The sequence below is a fragment of the Lentzea sp. NPDC055074 genome, from assembly GCF_053608005.1.
Map to the genome: position 1 here is coordinate 172,096 of NZ_JBSGUQ010000007.1, position 23,327 is coordinate 195,422.

Consider the following 23,327-nt stretch of genomic DNA (forward strand, 5'->3'; position numbering starts at 1 on the left):
TCAACAATGGGCCGGGGCGATTTTCACGACTATCTCAGCCGTGCCACACGTTGCCCCCGCCGTCCTGCGTTTCCGTGGTGGTCGTGGTGGGGGGCGGCGGCGGGTTGCCGTCGGCGTTGGCCGCGACACCACCGGAAACGGAGGCCGCGACGGCGATCGCGGTCAGGAGCGTGGCGGCGCCGGCGGCGACAGTGGACACGATTTTGGACATGGCGAATCCTCCGAAGGTGATCGGAATTGATTTCCGGATTTCGCCCGCTCTCTGCGGGCTCCCTTCGAGCATTCGTCTTCGAAAAGCGTGAAACCAGGTGTTTCCCGTTGCCCACCGAGGTGGTCAACACGTCCACTCCTCATCCACTTCTGGTCGACACCCCAGGTGAATGCTGCGCGCGCCCGGCCGCCGGCCGGAACTCACCGAGGAGGTTGGAGTGACCGAACCCGCGACCTACGACATCGCCGTGTCGTTCGCCGAGGAACAGCGCCCCGTGGTCGACGAGGTGGTCGAGGCGTGCCGCCAGCGCGGCCTGACGGTGCTGGAGGGCAACGACCTGCCCGAAGCCCAGGTGCGCTTCCTGGTGCCGTTCGTGTCCACGGTGGACGACCTGGTCGACCGCGACCACGTGGTGCCGGTCCTGACCGGCGAGGCCCCCGCGTCGTCGGACGTGGTCTACCTGCGCGCGGACGAGCACCTCGTCGACGCCCTGGTCGCCCGAGTGGAAGCCGCCGAGACCGCGGGCGAGGAACGAGCACTGGTCACAGACCTGGCAGCGGCGCACAAGCAGCCGGCCCCTGCGGCCAACGGCCTGCGCCTGCTGGCAGAACAGTTCGCCGCGGCCTCACCGGCCCTGGCCGGCCGCGGTCTCACCGGCACCCTGCACCAGGGCGACGCCACGATCGCCCTGCGCGTCGAACGGGCGGGCGACGCGGTCTACGCGCTCCAGGTCGACAACGCCGAGGAGACGGTGAACTTCGTCGTGCTCGGCGGCTCGTCCGAACAGCTCCCCGTTCTGTGGCAACGAATCGAGGACATGCTCACCGCGCTGTGACGCAATGACGAAGGGCGGTGCCTCACGGCACCGCCCTTCGCTCACTGCCTGGCTCTCTCGATCACTTCCTCCAGCCGCAACGGACTGGGCGGATGGTGACTCAGGCACAACGGCGCCCGCATCCGCCGGAACCCGAAGGTGTCCCCGGTGACGTAGAACTGCCCGCGTTCCAGCCGCGAGATGTCCGAAACAGAACTCCCCTTGGCCCGAGCCATCTCCGTGGCGGCCGCGATCTGCGCGGGACTGTTCAACCGCCCGAAGAACTGCGTGGTCGCGTTCCCCGTGACCTGGTTGTGCACCCCCTTGGGCGCCTGTGTGGCCAACAACAACCCAAGCCCGTACTTCCGCGCCTGCGAAGCAAGCAGAATCGTCGTCCGGGTACTGGCCGAAACCCCACCGGACGGCGCGATCGTCTGAGCCTCGTCCATCACCATCAGCCCACCGAGAGGCCGATCGGCAGCGGGGTTCCGCTTGATCCAGGCGAACACCTCCAGCTGCAACTGGCTGATGAACCCCTGCCGCTGTTCGTCGGACGGCAACCCGACGAAGCTGACCACCGAGATCCGAGCCTTCTTCCCGGCCGAAGGCTCGAACAACACCCCGGGATCGGTGGCCTCCCCGGTCCCCGCGAGCAACGGGTCGTTGACCATCGCCGCCCGCAGGGTCTCCGCCAGGTCAGCAGCGGTGGCCGTGGCGGAGTACAACTTGCTGACCCCGTCCGGCAACTCGGCCAACAGGTCCACGAACCCGTTCAGATCACGCCGATCATTGCGCGCATAGTGCTTCAACGCCTCCTTGAGCACAGCCCGCCCCCGAACAGCGAACTTCGTCTCGCTGGCGATCCGGGCGTGAGGCACCAACCGAGCCACAGCGGCCTCGACAGCGGCCTCGAACTCGTCCTCGTCCCCCCGAACCAACGCGAAGTCGGGCAGCGGGTGAAAACTCAAGGGCCGCCCACCGGCCCGCCCGGGCGTCCACACGACAACCTCGGTACCCGACAGGTACTCGGCCGCGAGGGCCTCGTCCCCGGCCCGCCACTCCCCCGGCACCTCGGGCCAGGCGTCCCCGAGCCGCGCCAGGTCGTTGTTGGGATCGAGCACGATCGCCGAAACCCCTTGCAGCGCACACTCTTCGACGATCCGCCGCAACAACACGGTCTTGCCGCTACCGGACCCCGCGAACACGATCGCGTGCTTGCGCAACGACTCCAGCTCGATCCGGATCTCCCCGTCCATGCCGAGCAAGATCGCTCCGTGACCCGATGCGGACACCGGCTTCTCGGCCTCAGGCTGCGGTTGTGGTGCTGAGCCGGGCTGCGGCTTCGGCTGAGGCGAGGACTGCGGTTTCGGCTTCGGTCGCGGCGGCGGACGCGTCTCCTGATGTCCGGTCCTCGCGGCACTCCTCACCGGGTCTGGGAGGATCACCTGCAGGAACGTGGTGCTGCTGGCCGGCTTCCGCGCCACGAGCCACGCGAGCAGCTGGTGCGACTGAGACGACCACATCTCCTTGAGCGCGATGAACGTGCGCAGGTCGTCATCGGACACATCGATGCTCTTGCCACCGCGCTTCTCGAACTCCGCGACCTCACCCTTGGTCTTCGCCCCGGCCCATCCCTTGGAGCCGTTGCGGATCAGAACGAGGTGCCTGCCACGACCGTCCTCCGCAGCGGCCCTCGCGTCCCGGAGCTTGCGGAGCACCCGGTTGCCGTGACTGCTCGCGATGAGCCGGAAGACCCAGCGCTCCTCGACGTCCCGCTCCTCGTCGACGGTGTGCCGCAGACTGGCGTGCAGGCTCTTGTCCGCGGACTGGGGTTCGGGATGCCAAGTGAGGTCGTCGTTGCCGATCTCGGTGACCCAGGACCGCAGCCCTGCCAACAGCAGCTCGGGCATGACGTCGTCCTCGTTGTGCGGCCGAACGTCTGCGGCGGCGAGTGCGGCTCTCTCCCGCAACCGCCGGAACTTGGCGTCGAGCTCGGAGAGGTAGCCCTCCTCGGAGATCGGCTTCTCCACGGCCGGCGCGACGGGCTGCGCCGCTTCTTCGCGCTGGGGTTCCCTGAACGAGCGGAGTTCCCGGATCTCACCGTGCAGGCAGGCTTCCGCGTGGGCGTGGACGCGCTTGAGCAGAGTGCGCGGGGTCTCCGCCTGCCAGTCGTCGCCGAACGCCTCCACCGCCACCGGCCAGGTGGGATGAGGAGGGCTGATTCCCTGCTCCTGGTAGATGACAGCCAGCCACTTCGCGACCAGCGTCTTGGCGATCGCAGGGTCGATGATCGCGCCGAGGATCGGGGTCGTCGTGAACCGGTCGCCGACGGTGTCACTCGCGGCCTTGTTCACCCTCACCCAGGTCGTCGGCAGACAGGCCACGATGGTCAGCGTTCGCCGAGTGATCTCGCGCAGCTGCATCAACCCGTCCGAGATGAGCGCGAGCTCCCGAGCCTCCTCCGGACTGATCTCGTCCTCGATGAGGTCCTGGCTCTTGTTGACGACGGTGTCGAGCTGGTCGATCGCGACCACGCACGGTCCCGTCATCGCGAGCACGCGCGAGATGTCCCGCACCAGGTGCTGCGCCGGCTTCGACCTCGCCGACAAACCCCACTCGCGGCGCTCGGCCGCACCGTCTTCGAGCCCCTCGAGATACGTCCTGCCGATCGACGTGTGGCTGGACGCGTACAGCACCAACGCTCGGATGACGTCTTCGCATTCGCTCGCGATCCGGGCATCCACCTTGCGCAGACCGGTGAGGAGCACGCGCAGGTGATCAGGAGTCAGTGTCGCCTCGTTGAGGATCGCCCGAGTGACGTCCTCGGGTACGTCCGCACCTCGACAGAGCTGCCTCAGCAACACGACGAGCTGGAGTTCGCCGTCGTCGTCGGTCCTGAGCAACTCACTGCGCATCGCGTCGGCGACGTCCTCCCAGAACATCACCGCCGACGAGACCTCGATCAGGAAGAAGTAACCGCCCGTCTCCTGCACCATCCTGCGCACGGTGCCGAGAAGGTGTGTCTTCCCCACTCCCTTGCGCCCTTGGAGGACGAGTCCGATCGGATTCGGCCCCCGGCTGTCCCTGGCATCCGCGATGGCCGTCCTGATGCGGTACTCGGCCCTCGTGTGCAGACCCTCCACGTGAGACGGCGAGGTGCGCCAGACGTCGTCCGGCGTCAGGACGGAGTTGAGCCTCAGCGCGGCGAGTGCCTCCCGCAGTTGTGCGGTCATGATTCCTCCATCGCCACGAGATGCAGATCCTCACTCCCGACCCGCAGCGCCGCGGCGTGGTCCTCGGCGGTGAGCACCTTCGTGTTGGACTCGGGCGCGAAGTGGACCGTGCCGGTCTTCATCATCTTCACCAGCACGACGTCGACCTCGCCCTTGTCCGCGCCGTTGAGCCGGGGCCGGATGCGTGCCAGCCGGATCCAGTCCTGCGGTTCCACGGTCAGGTCCTCGTAGACAGACCGGATCAGCGACTCCAGGTCGCGCGACCGAATCACCTCGACGAGGGTGCCGCGCTCCTGATGGTGCAGAACGAACTTCCTGAGCAGCGCGAAACCGGCTCGCGCATGTGACGGCGTCCTCGGCGGCAGGTCACCGCTGACGAGGTCGCCCAGGCACCATGAGATCCCCTCGTCCGTGATCTCGTGGACCATCGGCCTGACGGTGTCGTCGGTCTGGATCAAACCGGCTTTGTTCAACTTGTCGCGACCGGCCTTGGTGAGCTTGACCTGGTCGTTCAGCTCGGTGTTGAGCAGTTTGCGGTTCTCCAGCATCAGCACCATCAGTGCCGCACGTTCAGGGGCACCAAACTTCTCCGGCATCACGCCGCCTCTCTCAGTCGGTGAACGCGTTGAGTCGTCGATCGATCCGCGCGAGCAGCTCTCGCACTGCGGCTCGCAGGTCCGGCGGCATGGCTGCGTGAGCGCCGTCGCCGTGCGTCTTGCTGATCAGCGCCAGGTCGGCGGAGTGGTCGAGCAGCAGGTTCACGTCGCCGGCGTCGAGTGCTGCCTTCATGCCGAGCACCGTCTCCTGGACGAGTGCGAAGCGTCCTGCGTACGGCATCTGGTCCGGCACGCCGCGCAACGCGTCAGCCGCGTTCGTCAGGGCTTCGAAGTTCGGTTCCTGCTCGCTTCGTCCCTGGATGAGGTCGTGAAGCTGCCGCGCGACCAGCTCCGGCCGGGAGCCGAGCTCGAGATAGCGCAGGTTGCGCAGGAAGCCCGGTAGCTGGTCCCGGTCGGTGTTCCGCGACACCACGCAGAACAACTGCCGTTGCTCGCCTTCCAGGCCGATCGCGTGCCGGAGGAACCGCTCGGCCTCGGTGATCTGCCAGCGGCTCGCGTTCCCGTCAACGAGGAGACACAGGTGTTGCGCCTGTTCGCCTGCCTGCTCCAGCATCTCCGGATCGCCGGAGACAGAGCGCTCCGCTCGAACGCCCAGCGCGTTGAGTTCCACGATCAGCTTCTCGGTGGCTTTGAGCAGAGTCCGAGGACTGGAGACCAGCAGGTCGAGGTCGAACTGGCGGTGGTGGTTGCGAGCAGCGGCGACGTACGCATCGCGGTTGTCCGCGAGCACGTCGGTCCGGTCGAAGCCCTGTGCGATCACCGCGGCGACGGTCTCCAGCGCGTACGAGATCTGTTCCGGCGAGGGGGTGGGCTCCTCCAGCACGGGGAGCTGTTCACCGAAGCTCCAATAGGACACGTACGGCACGGTGAGGTGCCGCAGCATCAGGTCCTCAGGAACGCTCTTGACCAGCCAGTTCTCGAACAGCGGAGCGACAGCCGCGGCGCACTTGATCTTCCAGGCCTCCGCGCGCTTGTACTCCACCCTGTTGTCCAGCCGTGAGAGCACAGGGAGCACAACGTGCCGAGGCCGGTCGTACGGCATCCGGTCCCTCGCGTCGTCGGCGCGCCGCGTGATCTCGACGACCTCGTCCAGGTTCTGGTCGTTGGCGGTGAAGATGACGGCCAGCCGGTCGGGCAGGTGGGCCGTGCAGATGCTCGCGATGTCGGAGATGCCGGTCCTGCTGTCGATCAGCACGAAGTCGTGCTCAGCCGTCCACCTGGCCCGGCACACCTCGAGGAAGCTCGCGAATCCCCGCCTGTAGAGGTTGTCCCAGTCGATCGACTGCATCCGACCCATGTACGAGCGGTCCATCTTCCCCGCGGCCAGCAACCCGAGAGCGCCGCTGCCGCCGACATCGACTTGCTCGATGTGCGGGGCGGGCTCCACAGCGCCGGCGAGGAAGTCGTGCGCAAGGTCGATCACGCCGCCCTTGGGTTCTTCCCGCAGGACAGGCCTGAAGTAGTGGTGCAGTCCAGGCGCTTCCAGGTCCCAGTCGATCGTCAGCACCCGATATCCCCACCGAGCGAGCAGAACGGCGATGTTGGCCATCGTGAAACTGCGCCCGACGCCGCCTTTGTAGGAGTAGAAGGTGATGACGGTGCCAGTCATGGTCAGAACCTCGGCATCTGCGGCGGCGGCATGAGCGGCGGTTCAGGGGTGTCGATGTCAGGCCAGTCCGACTGCCAGGGCGGCGCCTGTTTGGCGAGCCGGACCAGATCGGCCGCCAGTTCGTTGACCCGCGTGTGGAACCGGAGGTACTTCTTGCTCTGCTGGTACACGAGATCCGGATGGGCGACGTCCTTGAAGTTCACCCAGGACCTTTCCTTCTCCTGCTCCGGGAAGTTCTCCGAGTCGGAGTAGAGGATGGGATAGATCAATCCCTGAGAATTCTTCAGACTGGCGATTCCGAGCACGTTCTCCCGTGCTCGCATGCTCGTCTGCTCGGCCATGCACCAGCGCGACTCGTAGTACTGCGGCGTCTGGAGCTGGATCATGATCTTGCTGTGCCGCAAGGCGTCCCGCAGGTTCGACGGCCAGTGCACCCCTCGCTCCATGGTGCGGTCGACGTACACCGTCGGGGTCGGCGCGTACTGATCCGCCAGACATTCCTTGAGCTTGTCGAGGAAGTGGTTGAGCAGCCACCTCTGCACGCTGCCATGGCGGCAGTAACTGATGAAGAAGTCGTACTTGTAGCCGGACACAGCGCATCACGGTAGATGCGGACACCGCGCCGATAAAAGACGAAAAAGTGGGCATTTTCAGTGCTTCGGACCAAAAATTGGACAATAACTGGGCGCCTGAACCCACCCCGTAACGACGGAAGCCCCCGATCATGATGATCGAGGGCTTCCTGTCTGAAGTGGACGATACAGGGATTGAACCTGTGACCCCTACCGTGTCAAGGTAGTGCTCTCCCGCTGAGCTAATCGTCCGAGCGGATGACGAGACTCGAACTCGCGACCCTCACCTTGGCAAGGTGATGCGCTACCAACTGCGCTACATCCGCGTTGCCCCTCGGTTTCCCGTGGTGCGAGAGGAACTTTATCCGACGGTCCCCCGAAGTTCCAAATCGGCTGATCTTGAGCCTGCCGGACCCGGAAACGACAGCGGGGCCAGGTGCGCTGTGCACCTGGCCCCGCTGATGATCCGAAGTGGACGATACAGGGATTGAACCTGTGACCCCTACCGTGTCAAGGTAGTGCTCTCCCGCTGAGCTAATCGTCCGAGGCGGAGACGGGAATCGAACCCGTGTACAGGGCTTTGCAGGCCCTTGCCTAAGCCACTCGGCCACTCCGCCAGGAGCATGACCCCACGGCAGGTACACCGTGGAACCACAGAGCGGATGACGAGACTCGAACTCGCGACCCTCACCTTGGCAAGGTGATGCGCTACCAACTGCGCTACATCCGCTTACATCACTGACTTCATGATGTTGAAACAAAGCTTATACGAGGGGTTCAACCGGGTTTCACCGGGGGTGCCCGCATCGCCTTCGCGGGCCCCCTACCTCGGATTATTCAGCTCAGGTCGTTCGAGATGAGGTGCGTGAGCGCCTCGTCGACGTTGACCCACAGGTGCTCGTTGCCCGGTACGACGACGTCGTAGGTGCGGTCGAGGAAGTCTGCGAGTTCCTGGGCGGACGCCTCGAACATGGCGTGCCCGGAAGGCGAGCTCAGCTCGATCACGACGACCTCGGGGTCGTCGGCGGCGGGGCGGATCCGGACGTCACCGTCGCCGGCGTCGGCGATGAGTCCGTCTGCGAGCAGGTCGCGGGCGTACACCCACTCGACCCAACCGGCGCGGCCGGTGCGGAACGCGGCGACGACCGCGTACGGGTCCTTCGTGTCGTATCGCAGCTCCACTTGAACCGGGACCGCCGGGGTCCTCGGTGCCAGCAGGTCGAAGACCGCTGTCGAGCGGAGCGTCACGTGATCGTTGCGCATCGTCGTTACCCTCTTCTCCCTTCCCGGTCAATGAAACGACCGAGCAGCTTAGTTGTGACGTGCATGTGGCGAGGAACGCTCGCGATTCGGGGACAGATCACCCCATCGGGTCAGCTTGACTCCGTAACGCGACCGCGTGCACGCGCTCCGTGGCCTCCTCGCTCGTTAGCCGGTGTTCAGCGACTCCCATCTTGCTGGGTCTAACCTGAACCCGGTACCGGCTGTTGCGCGAATGTTGGACGTGAGGACATCTCTGGTGGCTGACTCGCCCGGCCCAACCGTTGCGTCGAGCGACGGCCGGCCGACCGATTTCGAGCTCGTGCAAAGACTCGCACAGGGCGATCGGTCGGCGTTCGGTGAGCTGTACGACAGGTACGGCACACCAGCATATTCGCTGGCCAGGCGCATCTGCGTGGACCCGGAACTGGCCGAGGACGTCGTCCAGGAAGCCTTCCTCGCGCTCTGGCGGCACCCCGCCAGGTTCGACCCCGCCCGCGGAAGTTTCGGCACCTGGTTGATGACTTTGGTTCACCACCGCGCGGTGGACGCCGTACGTAAAGAGAACACTCAGCGTCGTCGGACTGTTCCCCTCACCGACGATGCATCCCCTCCGGTCGAAGGCTCCGACCACGCAGCGTTGATCAGCGTGGTGAGCGCCGAGGTCAGAGCGGCCCTGCACACGCTGCCGGAAGAACAGCGCCAGGTAATAGCGCTCGCCTATCTCGGCGGCTACACGCAGTGCGAGGTGGCAAAGCTGACAGGCGTCCCACTGGGGACTGTGAAATCGCGCACGTTCGCGGCGATAAGACGCCTGAGAGGCACGTTGGGGAACTTGTGGGCCGGCGAGACCGGCGAGACGACAGGAGTTCACCGGTGAACGGCGACCTGTGCGCTCACGAGGAGCTCGCCGTCGGCTGGGCGATGCACTCCTTGGAGCCCGACGAGGAAGCACTGGTCAGCGACCACCTGCCGACCTGCGCGACGTGCAGGAGCACCGTGCAGGCGACGCAGGAGGTGCTGGCAGGCATCGGCGGCGCGGTCCGCCAGGAACAACCACCACCTCACCTCCGCGCGAGGCTGATGGAACAGATCGAGCACATCCCCCAGGAACCACCCGCACAACACACCCCGCGGCACGCGGCGCCGGTGATACCGCTGCGCCCGCAACACCGCCGCCGCGGCACGGGCCGAGCCCTGCTGGCCGCTGCGGCAGCGTTGGCGGTCCTGGCAGGCGCCGGCTACCTGGGCGTGCGCGTCAACCAGCTCTCGGACGAGGTGGCGGCCTCCGAGGCTCGCACCAACGACCTGAACAAGGCCCTCTCCCTGGCCGCGGACCCGGCCACGAACAGGGCCGTCCTGCGCACGGGCACAGGCGACGAGGTGGCTGTAGTCCTCTCGAACCCGACCTCGGGCGCCGTGATGCCGATGAACCTCAAACCAAACGACCAGGGCCACGTTTACGTAGTTTGGGGCGCAAGTACGAAAGCGCCGGTACCGTTGGCGGTGTTCGACGTACGAGCCGGTTCGACCGACCCGCAGCTGCTGGCCTGGTCCTCCGACGCGCACAAGCACACGACCTTCGCGGTGTCGCTCGAACCAGGCCGCCAAGCCCCGCCGAAACCCTCGGAAGTGCTAGCAGGCGGCCAGGTTGCACCCGCCTGATTCCAAACAGGATGATCGACACATGACGAAGCCCGACGTGAAGCCCGAAGAGCACAAGGGCTGGCGCCACTGGTTCCACAGGAACCCGGCGCTCAACCTCGCCTACCGGATCGGCGTGGGCGTGATCGGCGGCCTGGTGCTGGTCGCGGGCATCATCATGATCCCGTACCCCGGCCCGGGCTGGCTGGTGGTCTTCGCGGGCCTCGCCATCCTCGCCACGGAGTTCGAGTGGGCGGGCCGAGTCCTGAAGTTCGCCAAGCGCTACTACGACCGCTGGGTCGAGTGGCTCAAGCGCCAGCCGTCCTGGGTCCGAGGCCTGGTGATGGCCGGCGTCTGCGCCATCGTGCTCGTAACCTGCTACTTCCTCAACGTGTTCGCGCTGGTAGGCGGCTGGTTCGGCGTCGAGTGGAGCTGGTTGCAGAGCCCGATTTTTGGTTCTCGTTGATGATGTTGTAGGCTATGGCCACACCGCGAGAGCGGAACAGCAAGACAACAGAACACGGGCGTTTAGCTCAGCGGGAGAGCGCTTCGTTCACACCGAAGAGGTCACTGGTTCGATCCCAGTATCGCCCATTGCAGGTCAAAGGCCTGGAACCTTACGAGGTTCCAGGCCTTTGACGTTGATGCAAGCAGCAAAGTACAGCAGCGGGTCAGAAATCGAGGCTTTCGCTCAGCTGCTGAAGCGCCTTCCTCGTCTCCTCGTCGGAGATCTCGGTGTAGATCTCCATCGTGACCCTCATATTCGCGTGACGCAGGATGCGCATGATCACGCTCGGGTGCACGTTCAGCTCCGCGAGCAGTGAGGCGCAGCTCCGCCGGCCGTCGTGAACCGTGATCTTCGGAACGCCCGCCTTCTCACACCGGCGGTCCCATGACCGGTTGAAGTTCCGCGGCTCGATCGGCGTACCGTGCCGGGTCGTGAAGAGCAAGCCGCTCTCCTGCCACGACACGTCGGCCTCTCTCCTGTCGACTTCGCGCTGCTTCCGCCGAAGTCGAATCGCTGTGGCGGCGATCGACGGTGTCGGCAACATGTCGTCGGAGCTGGCCGTCTTGGTCTCGCGGTGCAGGAGCCGACCACCAACCCGCTGCAGCTGGTAGCTGATGTCGAGGACCTGGTCCACCTCGTCTGCGGCGCAGGTCGGCAGGCCCAGCACTTCGCCCTTCCGCATCGCCATCGCGATCACCAGGACGTAAGCGGAATAGAACGGGTCATCATCTTCACGCGCGGACACCAGGAACGTCTTGGCCTCCGCGGTCGTCCACCTCCGCTTCTTCTTACGCTTCTGCTGGCGTTCGCCGGAGCGCTTGACCTTGACCAGCTTCATGACGTTGCGCTTGATCAGCTCCTCGACCAGCGCGTACGTCAGGGCCGAACGCAAGCACGCCCGGATGTCGTTGAGCGACCGCAACGTCAGCAACTCGTTGCAGCACTTCCCCACCGCGCAGCACCGCCGCTTCTCCTCCGGTCGCCGCGCGTCCTTGCCCTGCTTGCAGCACTGGCAGGTCCGGGCGAGCTTGTTCATCCAGAGCTGGCCCTCACGGACGCTGAAGTTCAGCTCCTTCTCCCCCAGGTACGGCTCGATGTGCACCCTGACGAACGTCTCGTAGGTCTTGTGCGTGAGCGGCGCCAAGCTGGGCTTGACGATCTCGTCCAGCCACCAGAACAGGTACGGCCCCACTTTCGGCACCGCGGTGCTGACCGGGCCGTCCTTGGCCTCGTTCTGCAACTTGATCCACTTGGTGTGGACCGTCTCCCGATCAGGCCCGTAGACGTACTTCCGCTTCCTCTGCCCGGACGGGGTGGTGACCCACACGTAGGCCGCGTAGCCGTTGCGGTGCGGGTAGATCGAGCCTTCGCCGTTCTCGCGCGCCTTGCCTGCCATCAGGCAGCCTCCTGAGCGCGTCGCTGCACGTACTCCTCGACCCACTCCGGCAGGATCCGCCGGCTGCCTCCGTCTTTGAGCGATCGCAGTTGCCGGGTGGCCACGAGCATCTTCGTTTTCGAGACGCTGTAGCCGAGGTGCTGTGCTGCCTGCCTGACGGTGAGCCAACGAGGTTGGATCACGGTGGTCGCTACGTCTTGCGCGTCACGCGGGCCAGCAGGCTGGCCGGGGATGAGTGCGAGCCTCTCGGACATGGGTGCTCCTCAGAGACCTGGGCGCGCCAGGGCCGGGACAGTTTGGACAGAATGGACAGAATTGGTCGCGAGGTACCGTTTGCGCTGCTCAGCGCCAGTGCCCGGTGATCTTGGTTTGCCGGGACAGAATGGGACAGAATCGGGACACAATTGCCGGCGGCCGGTTGGCGGTCCTCGGGCGGCGGCAGCGGCCTGAATTCTGTCCCGATTGTGTCCCATTCTGTCCACGGCGACCTTGATCAGCTGGCACGCCGTTGAACTGCGGAAACCATGCTCACCCATGATTCTGTCCATTCTGTCCAAACTGTCCCGGGCCTGCGGACAGGTGAACCGGATGGGCAACGTAGGTCGGGCTCGGCTTGCGACCTACTCCCTGGCGATCAGGGAGCGGGATCTGACGGATGTGGCCGTGCTCTTCGAGCAGTTCGAGAGCCGAGCCGACCTCGCTGGCGGAGGCGAACCTTTTGCGGTTGGCGCGGTGTGCGTCGCGGCGGGTGAACTGCGGAACGTGGTCGCCGGCTATCCACGTGAGCAGGGCGCGGGCGTCGTCGTAGGACTCGTCCTTGCTCATGTGGTCGAACGCCCCGAGTGCGTGTGCGAGGAAGTACGAGCCCAGTTCCCGAGCGCGAGCGAACGTGCTGACACCGATCTCGTAGTGCCAGGCGTCGGACGGTCGGTCGGCGAGGTGGAGCAGTCCGGCAAGGCGCGCAACGGTTCCGGCGTATTTGCCTGCCCAGTCGGCGATGTGGTGCCAGGCACCACTCGGTCCCAGCCGGGGCTCGATCTCGGCCTGCAACTCGAACATCGCCTCGTCGGCTGCGGTGCTGAAGTCGACGACTTCGGGTGCCGACCACATGGCCAGTTGCAGCGTCAGGCCGCCGATGCGGGCGCGGTAGTCCGCAGCGACATGGTCGGGAATCTCGGGGACGCGGATCGCGCGGTGTCCGACCGTGCTGACGGGGAGCGAGTAGAGGAAGCGTCCGAGCAGGCCGCGTTCCTTGGCGGCCTTGATCTGTCCGAGGTCGCGGACGATCTGGGGCTGCACAACGAGTCCGAGGGTGAGGTAGGCGTGTTCGATGAAGTCGGATTCGCGGCCCTGGCGGTCGACTTCGAGGTACTCGCCGGCGTGGCCGCGCAGGAAGACCTCGTAGTTCGGGGTGCCGGAGTAGCGCCCAGCGATGTTGGCGACGATGCCGCCTTCGGGAGCGAGCACGGCAAGGCGTCCGCCCTGCTGGGACATGATGGTGGCGGCCATCTCCGCGGTGACGTCGTCGACGACCAGGCGGGGTTTGGCCGGGATCACGATCTCCTGTGCGCGCAGCGCGGCGTCTCCGGCCATGCCGATGGACACGGCGTCGGCGGTGCTGGCCTTCTTCTCCAGCTTCTCCGCCTCGCGTTCGGCGACGGCCTTCTGCACGCGTGCCTCTTCGATGCGGGGCAGGGCGAGGTCGACGAGTTCGGCCTGCGCGGCGCGGATGGGTCCGGCCATGGCGGCGAACACGTCGGACTTCCGCGAGCCGGGCGGCAGGGCGACGATGACGAACAGGTTGACCGGCTGCGTCCAGCCGGGCCGAATGCAGGTGGTGATACGCCCGCCGGCGGCTGTCGACAGCGCGGAGAGCGCGACGCATCCGGCTAGGTCGGGCGGGGTCTGGGTGAACTCGGTGACGGCGTTGACCATGTCGGCCATCCATCCGGGCAGCACATGGACTGGGAACGGCGGCAACGCGCGCTGTGTGGTCGTGAGCGGGACCGGCTGTTCCCAGCCGTCTCCGAACTGGCCGGGTTCGTCCGGCACTGCACGCAGAACGCGCGCAGCACCGCTCTCGTGCGGATGCGTGTTCGTCGCGTTCATGTGGGTGCCTCCAACTGCGGTGTCTGGAGTGGACGGATGGGTGCCCGGTACCAGCACGCGGCCGGTACCGGGCTGTGGTGCTACTTGTTGATGGCCGGGAAGTTCACGGCGTGCGCGGCGTCGGTCGCCTTGGCCGTGTGCTTCAGCGCCGCGTTGACCGCGCGCCCGGCGGCGAAGAACGCCGCGCTGGCGTCGCTGATCGAGCCGGTGGCCTTCACACCCTGCTCCTTGGCCGTCTCCGCGAGCTTCTCCAGCGCGGTGTCGATCGCGAGCAGGATGTCGGTGAGGTCCTTCGCGATCTGGTCACCGGCGTGCGCGGCCGTGGTGATCTGCTCCTTCTTCGCGAACTCGAAGCCCTTGGCGGCGTTGGCGGCGTTGAGCGCCTCGACCGCGGTTTCGAGGTGGGACAGGAACGTGCTGCACTTCGACATGGGTTCTCCCTGGTGTTGTTGAGCGGTGGCGTGGGCAGTGCCGGATGCGCTACCCCGCCGGGGTGGGCTTGGGGACCAGATCTGGGGCTGGTCACGCGGCGGTGTCGAGGCCGTGCCAGATGTCGAGCTGGATGGGGCGTCGCAGGCCTTGACGCAGGCGCTCGCGCCAGGCCAGGGCGTAGGGAAGGCAGTTGGCGCAGTTCTTGCCGCCGCGGGGGTGGGTGGTGCCGCAGACGGGGTGGCCGATGCGGCGGGCGTCTTCGGACCAGGCGAGGGAGTCTGCGGAGGTCAGGAGGTGGCCGTAGCGCTTGAGTCCGAGGGTTTTCACGCCGAAGCCGTGCAGCCGCGTGATGCCGCGTTCGCGCAGGCGTCGGACGATGTCGGCGATCTCGCCGGTGGCTTGGCGCCGGCACACGGAGCCGAGTCCGACGAGGGGTTCGGTGGTGAGGTCGATGCCGGCCTGTTCGTACAGGTCAGCGCAACGCATGTACGAGTCGCTGGTGTCGCCTTGCAGGACGCGCCGCCAGGGCAGGTCCGGGGCGATCATGCTGAGTTCGACGGCGTTGTCGACGGTGTAGCGCTGGTGGACCGGCACCGACAGCTTGGTGCCGACGAAGTGCATACGTCCGACCCGGCCGCCGGAGATGACGATGGACTCACACATCCAGTCCTGCGGCGCAGCCCACTCAAGGCTGCCCACCTCGTCGCGGTACCGGCGCACCCTGGCCGCGTACTCGGTCGCGGTGACCGTCCAGCGTCCGTTCTGCTGAAGTTCGGTGAAACCGCCGCTGTCGAGCGCCCACGGCGCAGCTGCCCGCGGCAAGGTTCGGTAGCGGCGCAGTCGGGAGTCCGACACGAACAGCGGCACGCCCGCAGTGCGTAACCAGCCCGGTTGGTGTGCTCCCAGCAGGAAGCGTGGTGTGGGTTCGATCATGCCGCCGCACCGCCTTCGCCACGGTCCAGGCTGCGCGGGTTGGTGGCTCCGAGCTTGAGTCCGGACTGGACGGTGGCGGTGATCTGCGAGGTGGTGCAGTCGCAGTCACCGGAGGCCATGTGCGTGGCGGATTGCTCCAACATGCGGGCAGCGTCGGAGTGGCTCATCTCGTTGCCCCCGACCAGCTGGCCAAGGGTCAACGCGGCCTGGAACAGGGTCTTGTTGTGGCGGCTTCGCTGCGCTCCTGCGACCTTGCGGCACTCGCCGCGCACGATGGCGTCCAAGTACGCGGAGCGCTGCGCAGGGACACTCTGGTTAGGCGCTGAGACGGCCGCAGGCGGCTTAACGGCGGGTGCTTGGACCAACCAGGCGGGCAGTTCGACCGGCGGGCGGTCGTCGGTGATCTCGTAACGACCGGTCGGAGTGGTCGACGGCGGGGCGATGACGTAACCGCCGTGTGCGCGGGTGTCGACGAGCCAGCCCAGCGTGCCTGCCGTGTTGCGCAGCGCCGCGCCCTTGGGGGCACGGAAGTAGAAGTGCGTGCCGCCAGACGGGGTGCGCGCGGTGTAGGTGGCCGGGATCGTGGTGTGAGCGCGTTCGGCCAGCAGCGTCAGGACATCGAGCCCCGTGGCCACTCCGAGCATGTTGAAGCCATCCGGAGCCACCTCCCCAGGCTTGGCCAGGTCGCAGTCGACCACGACGAGGTGGGAGGGGCCGGTGGCGATCGCGACGTTGTGCCGCGGATAGCGGGTGTAGAAGTCGCGGATCACCCCGTGGTCGTTGGTGGCGCGGGCTTCCCACTGGTCGACGAACGGGCGCTTAGCGCCGGGCACCGCGGGGAAGACGTGCCACCCACGTGCGGCAGCGCGCAGGATCTCGTTGAGGTACTCGTCTTCGGCGGTCATGGGGGCTCCCAATGGGGTGAGGTGGTGGCCGTGGCGGGCGAGGTGGGGCGGCACTCGTCCCGCCACGGAGTCCGGTGTTCAGGCGCTGGCCAGGGCGAGCGCGAGGGGCGGGTTCACGCCGCCTCCGCACATTCGTTGGCCTCGAAGCAGGTCCAGCAGCGGCCGTAGGAGGTGGGCACGCAGTACCCGACGTCTTGTTCGCACTGCGGGCACCAGCGGCGGGCGGCCATCGCCTTGTCCAGCGCGAAGATCCGGGCGGCCGTGAGCGGCCGGACCGGCGCGGCCAGGTCCACCCGGAACAGGTCGCACAGCTCCTCGCGGCGGAACGGCCTGCGGTGGCGGAACCACAGCAGCGCCTGCGCGCCCTGCCCGTTGGGGCGCAGGCCGATCGCACGCAACTGGCGGCGGGTCGCCAGACCGGGCGGCACCGCGCCGGGCCTGCCGCGCCAGGCAAACACGATCAGCCCGCCCTCTTTGCCGCGGCAGAACGCGCTCTGCCCGTTCCATGGCAGCACTACCTCGTTGATCGGGCGTGTGCGGCTGCCCATCGCTAGTCCCGTCCTTCGGCGAGTTCCGCGACGACACGGCGGCGGGTCTGCAACTGCTCGATCAGCCAGGCCAGCGCCTGTTCTGCCATGCCGAACTCCTGGTCGCGGACCAGGTGCGGGATGTGCCGGATGTCTTCGGCGGTCTGATCGGCCCACCGGTCCCACGCGCGCGTGGCCTTGGTGATGAGCGGCTTGAGGTGCGCGTGTTCCCACTCGTCGCCCGCGGCCTCGCGGCCGTCCTCACTGGGCTCGAACTGCGTGGTGCCGGTCCAGCCGCACGCGCACTTCGCGACATAGGCGACGAACTCGGAGGTCGCGTGCGTCCACGTGGCGGTGAGCCTGCCGCTGGGGAGTTTGCGGGCGGCGTAGCCCTCGTGCTGGCCCGAGTCGATCAGGTCGGCGTAGGCGCCGTGGTAGGTGATGCCCATCAGGCGCTCTCCCGTCCGGGGCGGTGGTCGCGCAGGCGACCGGTGGTGGGCAGGCTGGTGAGGCGGCGTCCGTGCTTGTCCGCGTACATGGCCGCGTCGGCGCCAGCGAGCAGCGCGGAGAGCTGCACACCGCGGGTGGGCAGGGTCTGCGCGCCGATGCTGACCGCGAGGTGCAGCCGCAGGCCGTCCACGACGATCGGCTTCGTCAGCGCCGCGCGGACGGCGGCGACTCGGTGCGCGGCGGCCCGGCGGCCCGGCTCGCCGGACGGCACGTTTCCCAGCCACAGCACGAACTCATCCCCGTGCAGCCGCACCGCGCGCTCCCCCGGCAGCCGCAGGGAGTCGAGCCGGGCGGCGATCACTTTCAGTACGGCATCGCCGACCTCGTGGCCGTGGGTGTCGTTGACGGCCTTGAAGTTGTCGACGTCCAGCAGCAACAACCCTGCGGCGCCGGGGCGGCGTGAGTTCGTGCGGCGGGCCAGGATGCCCAGTGCCTCGCGGTTGCCCAGGCCGGTCAGTGCGTCGATGTGCAGGCGGCCGAACAGGTGCACCGCGTAGGCGCTGGTGGCCAGGTAGCCCGCGGTCGCGGCCATGGTGCTGGTCAGCAGGATCGTGTTGGTGGTACTCATGGGTGGCTCCTCGAAACCGTGGAAGCGGTGGAGAGCGGAGTTGCGAGGCAGGTGCTTGCCGGCGTCGCCCCGCAACACCGGCCCGATCAGAACGGCGGCTCGTCGGCGAACCCGGAACCGCCCGCGGGCGGGGCGCTGCCCCAGGCGTCCGCAGCCGGGCTGGCACCGTTGCCGTCGGTGCGGGAGACCTTGGTGACCTTCGCGGTGGCCCAGCGCACCGACGGCCCGCACTCGGTGACGTCCAGCTCCAGCACGGTGCGCTTCTGGCCCTCGTGCTCGAAGTTGCGCTGCCGCAGCGTCCCGGTGACCAGGACTCGCGCGCCCTTGCTGACGGAGTTGACGAGGTTCTCGGCGGGCTGGCGCCACAGCGTGCAGCGCAGGAACGTCGCGTCGCCGTCGACCCACTGCCCGGACTGCGGGTCGCGGCGGCGTTCGTTGGACGCCACGGTGAAGTTCGCGACCGCGATACCAGACTGCGTGAACCGCAACTCGGGGTCTGCGGTGAGGGTTCCAGCGACGGTGACCTCGGGAAGACCGGCCATGATCGTGTCCCTTTCTCGGTGGTTCAGCGGGTGACGTGGTGGATCGTGTTGTCGGCGGCCAGGCGCGCGGCCAGGTCGGTGATGCGGTCCCAGTGCGCGACGACGAGGCGTTCGGCCTTGCCCTGCATGGTGTGGAAGGCGGGGCGCTGGTCTCGCGGGATGCGGGCCAGGCACTCGTGGACCATCTGCCGGTCGTAGGCGCCGCTGCTCTCGACGTCGTGCGGCCAGCGGGCGCGCGGAACGTGGTGGGTTTCGAGCCAGAATCGTTCGGCGGGGACGCCGGCCAGCAGCGCGAGCGCGGCGGCCTGGTCGCCCTCGGGGGTCTCGTCGAACGTCATGTCGGTCCAGCCGCGCCACCGGGTCGGGCTGGCCTGCCAGATCCGCACCTTCGGGGCGGTGCCGCCACCGACGAGGGCGATCACGGCGTGCGCGGCCTCGTGGTGCGCCAGGGTCTCGATCTCGAACACGGCCTGTTGTGCGGCGGTCGTCATGGTGGGCTCCCCTGTGCTCAGGCGGTGAATGAGGCGAAGGCGAGCAGGGCGAGGCCGGTGAGCAGCAGGTGCACCGCCAGGCGGATGCGCCGGTACTTGGTAATCAGGACGGCGGAGAGGTCGGCCAGGACGTCGACTCGGCAGAGCAGGGAACCTTGCGCGGTCAGGTCTTCGAGCAGTGCTTCCGGCTGCTTGCGGTAGGTCGACCAGCGGGGGAATCCGTGGGCGCCGGCGCGGAGGATCACCGGGCGCAGGACGAGCAGCAGCACCACTACCGATGCGCCGATGGGACCGGCCGCGAGTCGCAGTAGGACGGTGGCGAACGTGCTGGGGTTCGCGGCGATCAGCGCGAGCAGGCCGGCCAGCGTGACGCCGAACAAGCCGAGCAGTCCGATCGCCTTGGTGTCGGTGCGGCGCAGCTCGTCGCGCACGTCCAGTTCTGCCGCCGTCACGGCCGTGGTGTCGTGCTGTTCGACGGGGACTGCGATGAACTCGGTGCTGCTCATGACGCCCTCCAGTGGTGACTCTGGGTAGCTGATTTTGGGTGTGCGGAACCAGGCCGACGTGTCGTCAGCTGTTGTCAGAAACGGTGTTATGAATGGGGTTTCGCGCGCACGCGCGCACCCGCGCGCATTGGGCGGGAGTGCGGGCGCCTGACGTCAGGTGACGTGCTGCGACGTCAGGTGCCCGCTAGGTGTCACGCTGCGTGGTCGCGGGCGGGGCGGTAGACGGTGGCCTTGCCGTCGGTGCCGACCTCGTCCAGGACGCCGTCGCGGACCAGGGCGGCCAGCTCACCCGAGACCCACGACCGGCCACGGCCGAAGGTGGTCTCGGGGTCGGGCAGGTCCCGGACGGTGATCTCCTGGCGGCCGTCGGCCACGAGCTTCTCCACGATGCGGCGCAGGCGATCCCGAGCTACACGGCGCGGCGGGCGCCCGGTCGGCAGGTCCATTCCGATGTCGTCGGGCAACTCGGTGTCCATGTCGCCGTCCAGATCGGACTCCGGGTCGGACGGCAGAGCGAGCGGGGTGGATGCTTCCTCGTCGGTGATGTTGGGCATGGACTCCAGGCTGTGCAGCGGCGCGAAGTCCTTGCGGATACCCGCCGGCGCAGCGGCGGTTCCCGCCGGGCGGACAGACAGTCCGAGCAGTTCGGCGGTGCGCGGCCACAGCGCGGCGCGCACGTCGCGACAGTCGGTGATGGCCGCGGACATGTCGGCGTCGGTGGTGGCGAACGTGCGGGCGGGCATGACCATCCGGTCCTCCTCAATACCGGGCGCCTCCAGGTAGAACGCGCCCGCACGGCGGTTCTTCCACCGCTCCGGTGCCGCCCCGGCCTCCATGACCTCGTCGGACAGGCAGAACCCGGCGTCGGCGGCTTCGTTGACGCCGAAGCACCAGCCCGCACCCAGCTGCGAACGGATGTCGGTGCTCATTCGGCGGAAGCTCGACTTCTGCTGCGACAGCACGACGGAGATGCCGGCGGAGCGGGCTTCTTCGGCGATCGTCGTGAGCGTCGCGGCGTCTTCGAGCACGCGCGAGGCCTCTTCGATCCACAGCACGATGAACGGCAGGTCGTGCTCCGCGTAGGCCCGCGGCACCCACTGGTCAAAGCCCCACTTGCCCAGCTGGGAGGCCTGTTCGGTGATGACCGCGGGAACGCGGGTGATGAACTGCGCGCACTCCTTGTGCCCGGTCACGGTGTGCACGTTGTCCCCGAGGAACCCGACGGTCTGCTCCCCCTTGGACGGGTCGAGCACGATCAGCACCACGTCCCGCCTGGTGGCAATCTCGGTCCACGCGATCTTGGCGCCGTGCGACTTGCCCGAGCCGTTCATTCCGTTGACCTGCACGTGGGTGAGCTGGCGGGCGGTCTTCTTGTCACCGGGCAGCCACAGCTGAACGGGCTCGTTGTCCTCGTACAGTCCCGGAACCAGCGGCTCCACAATGGATCCACCGGGCGCCGACGGGCCGGGCCAGGCCTGCGGGTGGCGCAGCACATCGTTGGGGACGATCGTCATGGTGGCCTGCGACAGGTCGTCGGGGTCGCCGCTGATCCGCACCGCGCCCTTGTGCAGCCGCAGCGCGCCGGCCAGCTTGTTCGCCGCGCCCTGCACGTCCTCCACCGCGATCTCCCCCGCAGGCAGCGCAAGCGCCGCGGTGACCTTGTTCGGGGCCACCTCGATCGCCTTCGTCTTCACCCCGGCGAGCTTGACCTTCTCGAACAGCCCGCCCGTGGTGTCCCCGTCACCACCGCCGCGCATGGCCCGGCGGATGTTCCACGAGATCGCGAGGCCCGCGCCGCCGTAGAGCCACAGTCCGAACAGCGGGTTCGTCCACGGCGCGGTGATCGCGCAGGCAACCATCCACCCGGTGCCGATCAGCACCGTCACCGCGGCGTGCGTCTGCGTGATCGGCGACCGGGTGCCGCCCGCTTTCCACGCCACACCAGCGAGAACCGCACCCATCACGGCCAGACCCGGCGTCAGCCACGGCAGCTGCGCGGAGTCGGCCATCATCCAGTGCGTCAGCGCCCCGACCGGCCACGCGAGCAGCATGAGCATCCACTGCCCCAGGTACGGGGCGACCTTGCTGCCCACGTAGTTGCGCGGGACGTAGTAGCCCTGCTCGGAGTTGCTGGCCGCGAGGTCGCCGCCTGCCATCCGCCTGCTTCCCACTGATCTCTCCCTTCCGTGCGGTTTCCTCGCGGTACCAACGGTTTCGCGACGTCCTACTTGTCGAACTGGAAGTTCTTGCCGCGGTTCTTGGCGGTCATGTCGATCTCGGCGACGTAGTGCTTGCGGAAGCTCAGGTAGGTGCGCACCGCCGACGCGCAGATCACCTCCGCCGCCTCCGACGCGCGGCGCAGGTGCGCGGCGACGAGCTTGGCCCGCACCCGCGAGTCCAGACCGAACGCGTGCGGGTTGACCGACTTCACGTGCTTGAGCGCCGCTTCCATCTCCTCCGCGCTCACGTGCAGCTCGCTCACCAACGGGCGGATCAGGCCGCGCACGTTGTTGCAGTAGTCGTGGATGTGGGAGCTGGCGAAGAACTCCGGCTCACCGAAGGTCAGTTGCTTGCTCATGTGCCTTCCCCTTCTCGGGACTGTGGCCTGCCGACTGCTCTGGCCTGCCAGGCACGGCACCCACCGCGGGTGTGGGTGCCGCACCCCGCCGGTCATGCAGCCCGGTCGCGTTCGGCCAGCACCGCGTCATAGACCGCCTTGCGGCGCTTGCCCCCGACCGACAACCCAGCTGCACGCAGGGCGTCACACAGGGCGTCGCGGGAGAGCCGGTCGCCCAGCTCGGTCGCGGCCTGACGGGCGGCGGGCATGAGGTCCGTGATGTCCACACCGTCGATCACCACGGGCTCAACCCTGGTGGCCTTGGTCGCCTCGTGGTCGCTGCGACCGGCCACCCGCAGCCACCCGAACCGACGCGACCAGCCATGCCCCTCGTCGTCGCGGTCGTCGGTGGCGTTGTCGCTGGTCGGCCGCGGCCCGGCCGCGCCGGTCGCCTGCTGCCGGAGAGCAGCCGGACCGAACAGCAGTGTGGCTGCCCCGGTCACCTGCTCTGCCTCGCGGAGGACCTGTTTGGCCGCACGCCGGCGTTCCTCGTCGGTCGCCTCGATCCGGGCGGCCACGACGCGACCGAACCGGCGCCGCGCCCTCCAGCCAAGAGCCTTGTTCGCGGTCCGGCGGGCGCGCTGTTCGGTCGCCTCGCGGTCCGCGGCGGCAAGAGCGTCGGTCGCGTCGGTCAGGCCGTGCCGCAGGGCGACCGACCATGCCCGCCACGTCCACATCGGATAGCGCACCCACCGCACCGAACCGCGGGCGCCGCGCCGGCAGCCGACCGGCCACCGCGAGCGCCTGGCGGTGCGCACGGCGTTCGCGGGTCTCCCACACCGCCACACCGACGATCGACAACACGCCCACCGTCGGGTCACCCGAGTGCGCCCAGTTCGACCCGGCCGCGTACCCGACCACGAGCCACATCACCAGGCGCTCCACCCACGCGGAGTCATCCCGCGTCACCGCGACCTCGCCAGCCACCTCGACGGGCTGCCGGGCCACGTGTGCCAACCGGCCGCACACGAACCCGATGCACTCGATACCCGTCGCCGCGGCAGCGGCCAGCGGCGCCGGCCAGCCGAGCCGCTGACTGAACAGCTGGAACTGCCCCCACCACGCGCCAACCATCGCCAGCACGATCGGGACCACGATCACCCGGTCCGCCAACCACCCCGTCACCCGCGCAGACCAGGCTGCACGCTGCACCCGGCGCTGTTCAGCCCGCACCAGCCGTTCGGCCTTGCGCTCCTGGCTCTCTGCGTACTTGCGAGCGCGGTCCGCACGCCGATCCTCGTTGCGCGCCAGGCGTTCCGCACGCTCGTCCGCCGCACGCTCACGGGCCAGCTCGATCTCCGCGCGCTGTGCCTCCAGCGACCG

At 67.8% G+C, this 23,327-nt stretch carries 25 protein-coding genes and 6 tRNA genes; 5 read left to right on the top strand and 26 right to left on the bottom strand.

Annotated features, from left to right (window positions below):
* Window positions 1-34: 34 nt before the first annotated feature.
* Window positions 35-211 carry a hypothetical protein gene (locus ACWF7A_RS18725; protein WP_439660207.1) on the bottom strand — a complete coding sequence of 59 codons (177 nt, stop codon included), beginning with the start codon at window positions 209-211 and terminating at the stop codon, window positions 35-37.
* 217 nt (window positions 212-428) lie between these two features.
* On the opposite strand from ACWF7A_RS18725, the gene ACWF7A_RS18730 reads away from it, so the two are divergent.
* Window positions 429-1,046, top strand: coding sequence for a hypothetical protein (locus ACWF7A_RS18730; protein WP_452251703.1), 618 nt, complete (start codon window positions 429-431; stop codon window positions 1,044-1,046).
* Window positions 1,047-1,087: 41 nt separating this feature from the next.
* Here ACWF7A_RS18730 and ACWF7A_RS18735 read toward each other — a convergent pair whose 3' ends face one another.
* The 10 genes from ACWF7A_RS18735 to ACWF7A_RS18780 form a co-directional block, all read right to left on the bottom strand.
* The gene (locus ACWF7A_RS18735; RefSeq protein WP_452251704.1) at window positions 1,088-4,258 is read right to left on the bottom strand and encodes an ATP-binding protein; all 3,171 of its coding nucleotides are present in this window, start codon (window positions 4,256-4,258) and stop codon (window positions 1,088-1,090) included.
* Window positions 4,255-4,854, bottom strand: coding sequence for a hypothetical protein (locus ACWF7A_RS18740; protein WP_452251705.1), 600 nt, complete (start codon window positions 4,852-4,854; stop codon window positions 4,255-4,257). Before ACWF7A_RS18740 ends, ACWF7A_RS18735 begins: the two co-directional genes overlap by 4 nt.
* A 13-nt stretch (window positions 4,855-4,867) precedes the next feature.
* The gene (locus tag ACWF7A_RS18745) at window positions 4,868-6,484 is read right to left on the bottom strand and encodes a tyrosine-protein kinase family protein (protein ID WP_452251706.1); all 1,617 of its coding nucleotides are present in this window, start codon (window positions 6,482-6,484) and stop codon (window positions 4,868-4,870) included.
* Window positions 6,485-6,486: 2 nt separating this feature from the next.
* Window positions 6,487-7,077 carry a TIR domain-containing protein gene (locus tag ACWF7A_RS18750; protein ID WP_452251707.1) on the bottom strand — a complete coding sequence of 197 codons (591 nt, stop codon included), beginning with the start codon at window positions 7,075-7,077 and terminating at the stop codon, window positions 6,487-6,489.
* Window positions 7,078-7,236: 159 nt separating this feature from the next.
* A tRNA-Val gene (locus ACWF7A_RS18755) sits at window positions 7,237-7,308 on the bottom strand.
* Between the two features lies 1 nt (window position 7,309).
* Window positions 7,310-7,382 (bottom strand) — tRNA-Gly (locus ACWF7A_RS18760).
* 146 nt (window positions 7,383-7,528) lie between these two features.
* A tRNA-Val gene (locus ACWF7A_RS18765) sits at window positions 7,529-7,600 on the bottom strand.
* A 1-nt stretch (window position 7,601) separates the two neighbouring features.
* Window positions 7,602-7,673 (bottom strand) — tRNA-Cys (locus ACWF7A_RS18770).
* 40 nt (window positions 7,674-7,713) lie between these two features.
* A tRNA-Gly gene (locus tag ACWF7A_RS18775) sits at window positions 7,714-7,786 on the bottom strand.
* Between the two features lie 107 nt (window positions 7,787-7,893).
* Window positions 7,894-8,319 (bottom strand): SsgA family sporulation/cell division regulator, encoded by a 426-nt coding sequence (locus tag ACWF7A_RS18780; RefSeq protein ID WP_030477975.1) that lies wholly within the window; start codon window positions 8,317-8,319, stop codon window positions 7,894-7,896.
* Between the two features lie 256 nt (window positions 8,320-8,575).
* Here ACWF7A_RS18780 and ACWF7A_RS18785 point away from each other — a divergent pair, with 256 nt between their 5' ends.
* From ACWF7A_RS18785 to ACWF7A_RS18800, 4 genes are all read left to right on the top strand, one after another.
* Window positions 8,576-9,196 (top strand): RNA polymerase sigma factor, encoded by a 621-nt coding sequence (locus ACWF7A_RS18785; RefSeq protein ID WP_452251708.1) that lies wholly within the window; start codon window positions 8,576-8,578, stop codon window positions 9,194-9,196.
* Window positions 9,193-9,981, top strand: coding sequence for an anti-sigma factor (locus ACWF7A_RS18790; protein WP_452251709.1), 789 nt, complete (start codon window positions 9,193-9,195; stop codon window positions 9,979-9,981). Before ACWF7A_RS18785 ends, ACWF7A_RS18790 begins: the two co-directional genes overlap by 4 nt.
* 22 nt (window positions 9,982-10,003) lie before the next feature.
* Entirely contained in the window at window positions 10,004-10,426 is a 423-nt protein-coding gene (locus tag ACWF7A_RS18795) for a TIGR02611 family protein (protein WP_452251710.1), read from the top strand.
* A 56-nt stretch (window positions 10,427-10,482) separates the two neighbouring features.
* Window positions 10,483-10,554 (top strand) — tRNA-Val (locus ACWF7A_RS18800).
* A gap of 77 nt (window positions 10,555-10,631) precedes the next feature.
* Here the strand turns inward: ACWF7A_RS18800 and ACWF7A_RS18805 are convergent.
* The 15 genes from ACWF7A_RS18805 to ACWF7A_RS18875 all read right to left on the bottom strand — a co-directional run bounded on the left by ACWF7A_RS18805 (window position 10,632) and on the right by ACWF7A_RS18875 (window position 22,762).
* Window positions 10,632-11,864 (bottom strand): site-specific integrase, encoded by a 1,233-nt coding sequence (locus tag ACWF7A_RS18805; RefSeq protein WP_452251711.1) that lies wholly within the window; start codon window positions 11,862-11,864, stop codon window positions 10,632-10,634.
* On the bottom strand, window positions 11,864-12,118 hold the full coding sequence (locus tag ACWF7A_RS18810; RefSeq protein WP_452251712.1) for an excisionase family DNA-binding protein: 255 nt from the start codon (window positions 12,116-12,118) through the stop codon (window positions 11,864-11,866). Before ACWF7A_RS18810 ends, ACWF7A_RS18805 begins: the two co-directional genes overlap by 1 nt.
* Before the next feature lie 274 nt (window positions 12,119-12,392).
* Window positions 12,393-13,973: a YfjI family protein gene (locus tag ACWF7A_RS18815; RefSeq protein ID WP_452251713.1), complete on the bottom strand. Its 1,581-nt coding sequence runs from the start codon at window positions 13,971-13,973 to the stop codon at window positions 12,393-12,395.
* Between the two features lie 80 nt (window positions 13,974-14,053).
* Entirely contained in the window at window positions 14,054-14,404 is a 351-nt protein-coding gene (locus ACWF7A_RS18820) for a hypothetical protein (RefSeq protein WP_452251714.1), read from the bottom strand.
* Between the two features lie 91 nt (window positions 14,405-14,495).
* Complete coding sequence (locus ACWF7A_RS18825; protein WP_452251715.1) at window positions 14,496-15,338, bottom strand: deazapurine DNA modification protein DpdA family protein; 843 nt, start codon at window positions 15,336-15,338, stop codon at window positions 14,496-14,498.
* The gene (locus tag ACWF7A_RS18830; protein WP_452251716.1) at window positions 15,335-16,243 is read right to left on the bottom strand and encodes a bifunctional DNA primase/polymerase; all 909 of its coding nucleotides are present in this window, start codon (window positions 16,241-16,243) and stop codon (window positions 15,335-15,337) included. The genes ACWF7A_RS18825 and ACWF7A_RS18830 overlap by 4 nt, the downstream gene beginning before the upstream one ends.
* A 113-nt stretch (window positions 16,244-16,356) precedes the next feature.
* Window positions 16,357-16,791, bottom strand: a complete 435-nt coding sequence (locus ACWF7A_RS18835) for an RRQRL motif-containing zinc-binding protein (RefSeq protein WP_452251717.1) — start codon at window positions 16,789-16,791, stop codon at window positions 16,357-16,359.
* Between the two features lie 2 nt (window positions 16,792-16,793).
* Window positions 16,794-17,219, bottom strand: coding sequence for a hypothetical protein (locus ACWF7A_RS18840; RefSeq protein WP_452251718.1), 426 nt, complete (start codon window positions 17,217-17,219; stop codon window positions 16,794-16,796).
* Complete coding sequence (locus ACWF7A_RS18845; RefSeq protein WP_452251719.1) at window positions 17,219-17,848, bottom strand: GGDEF domain-containing protein; 630 nt, start codon at window positions 17,846-17,848, stop codon at window positions 17,219-17,221. The genes ACWF7A_RS18840 and ACWF7A_RS18845 overlap by 1 nt, the downstream gene beginning before the upstream one ends.
* A gap of 86 nt (window positions 17,849-17,934) precedes the next feature.
* Window positions 17,935-18,390, bottom strand: coding sequence for a single-stranded DNA-binding protein (gene ssb / locus ACWF7A_RS18850; RefSeq protein ID WP_452251720.1), 456 nt, complete (start codon window positions 18,388-18,390; stop codon window positions 17,935-17,937).
* Between the two features lie 23 nt (window positions 18,391-18,413).
* Window positions 18,414-18,881, bottom strand: coding sequence for a hypothetical protein (locus tag ACWF7A_RS18855; protein WP_452251721.1), 468 nt, complete (start codon window positions 18,879-18,881; stop codon window positions 18,414-18,416).
* 17 nt (window positions 18,882-18,898) lie between these two features.
* Window positions 18,899-19,387, bottom strand: coding sequence for a Pycsar system effector family protein (locus ACWF7A_RS18860; protein WP_452251722.1), 489 nt, complete (start codon window positions 19,385-19,387; stop codon window positions 18,899-18,901).
* 191 nt (window positions 19,388-19,578) lie between these two features.
* Window positions 19,579-21,558 carry a plasmid transfer protein TraB gene (traB, locus tag ACWF7A_RS18865; RefSeq protein WP_452251723.1) on the bottom strand — a complete coding sequence of 660 codons (1,980 nt, stop codon included), beginning with the start codon at window positions 21,556-21,558 and terminating at the stop codon, window positions 19,579-19,581.
* A gap of 53 nt (window positions 21,559-21,611) precedes the next feature.
* Window positions 21,612-21,965: a hypothetical protein gene (locus tag ACWF7A_RS18870; protein ID WP_452251724.1), complete on the bottom strand. Its 354-nt coding sequence runs from the start codon at window positions 21,963-21,965 to the stop codon at window positions 21,612-21,614.
* Between the two features lie 92 nt (window positions 21,966-22,057).
* Window positions 22,058-22,762, bottom strand: a complete 705-nt coding sequence (locus ACWF7A_RS18875; protein WP_452251725.1) for a hypothetical protein — start codon at window positions 22,760-22,762, stop codon at window positions 22,058-22,060.
* Window positions 22,763-23,327 lie beyond the last annotated feature (565 nt).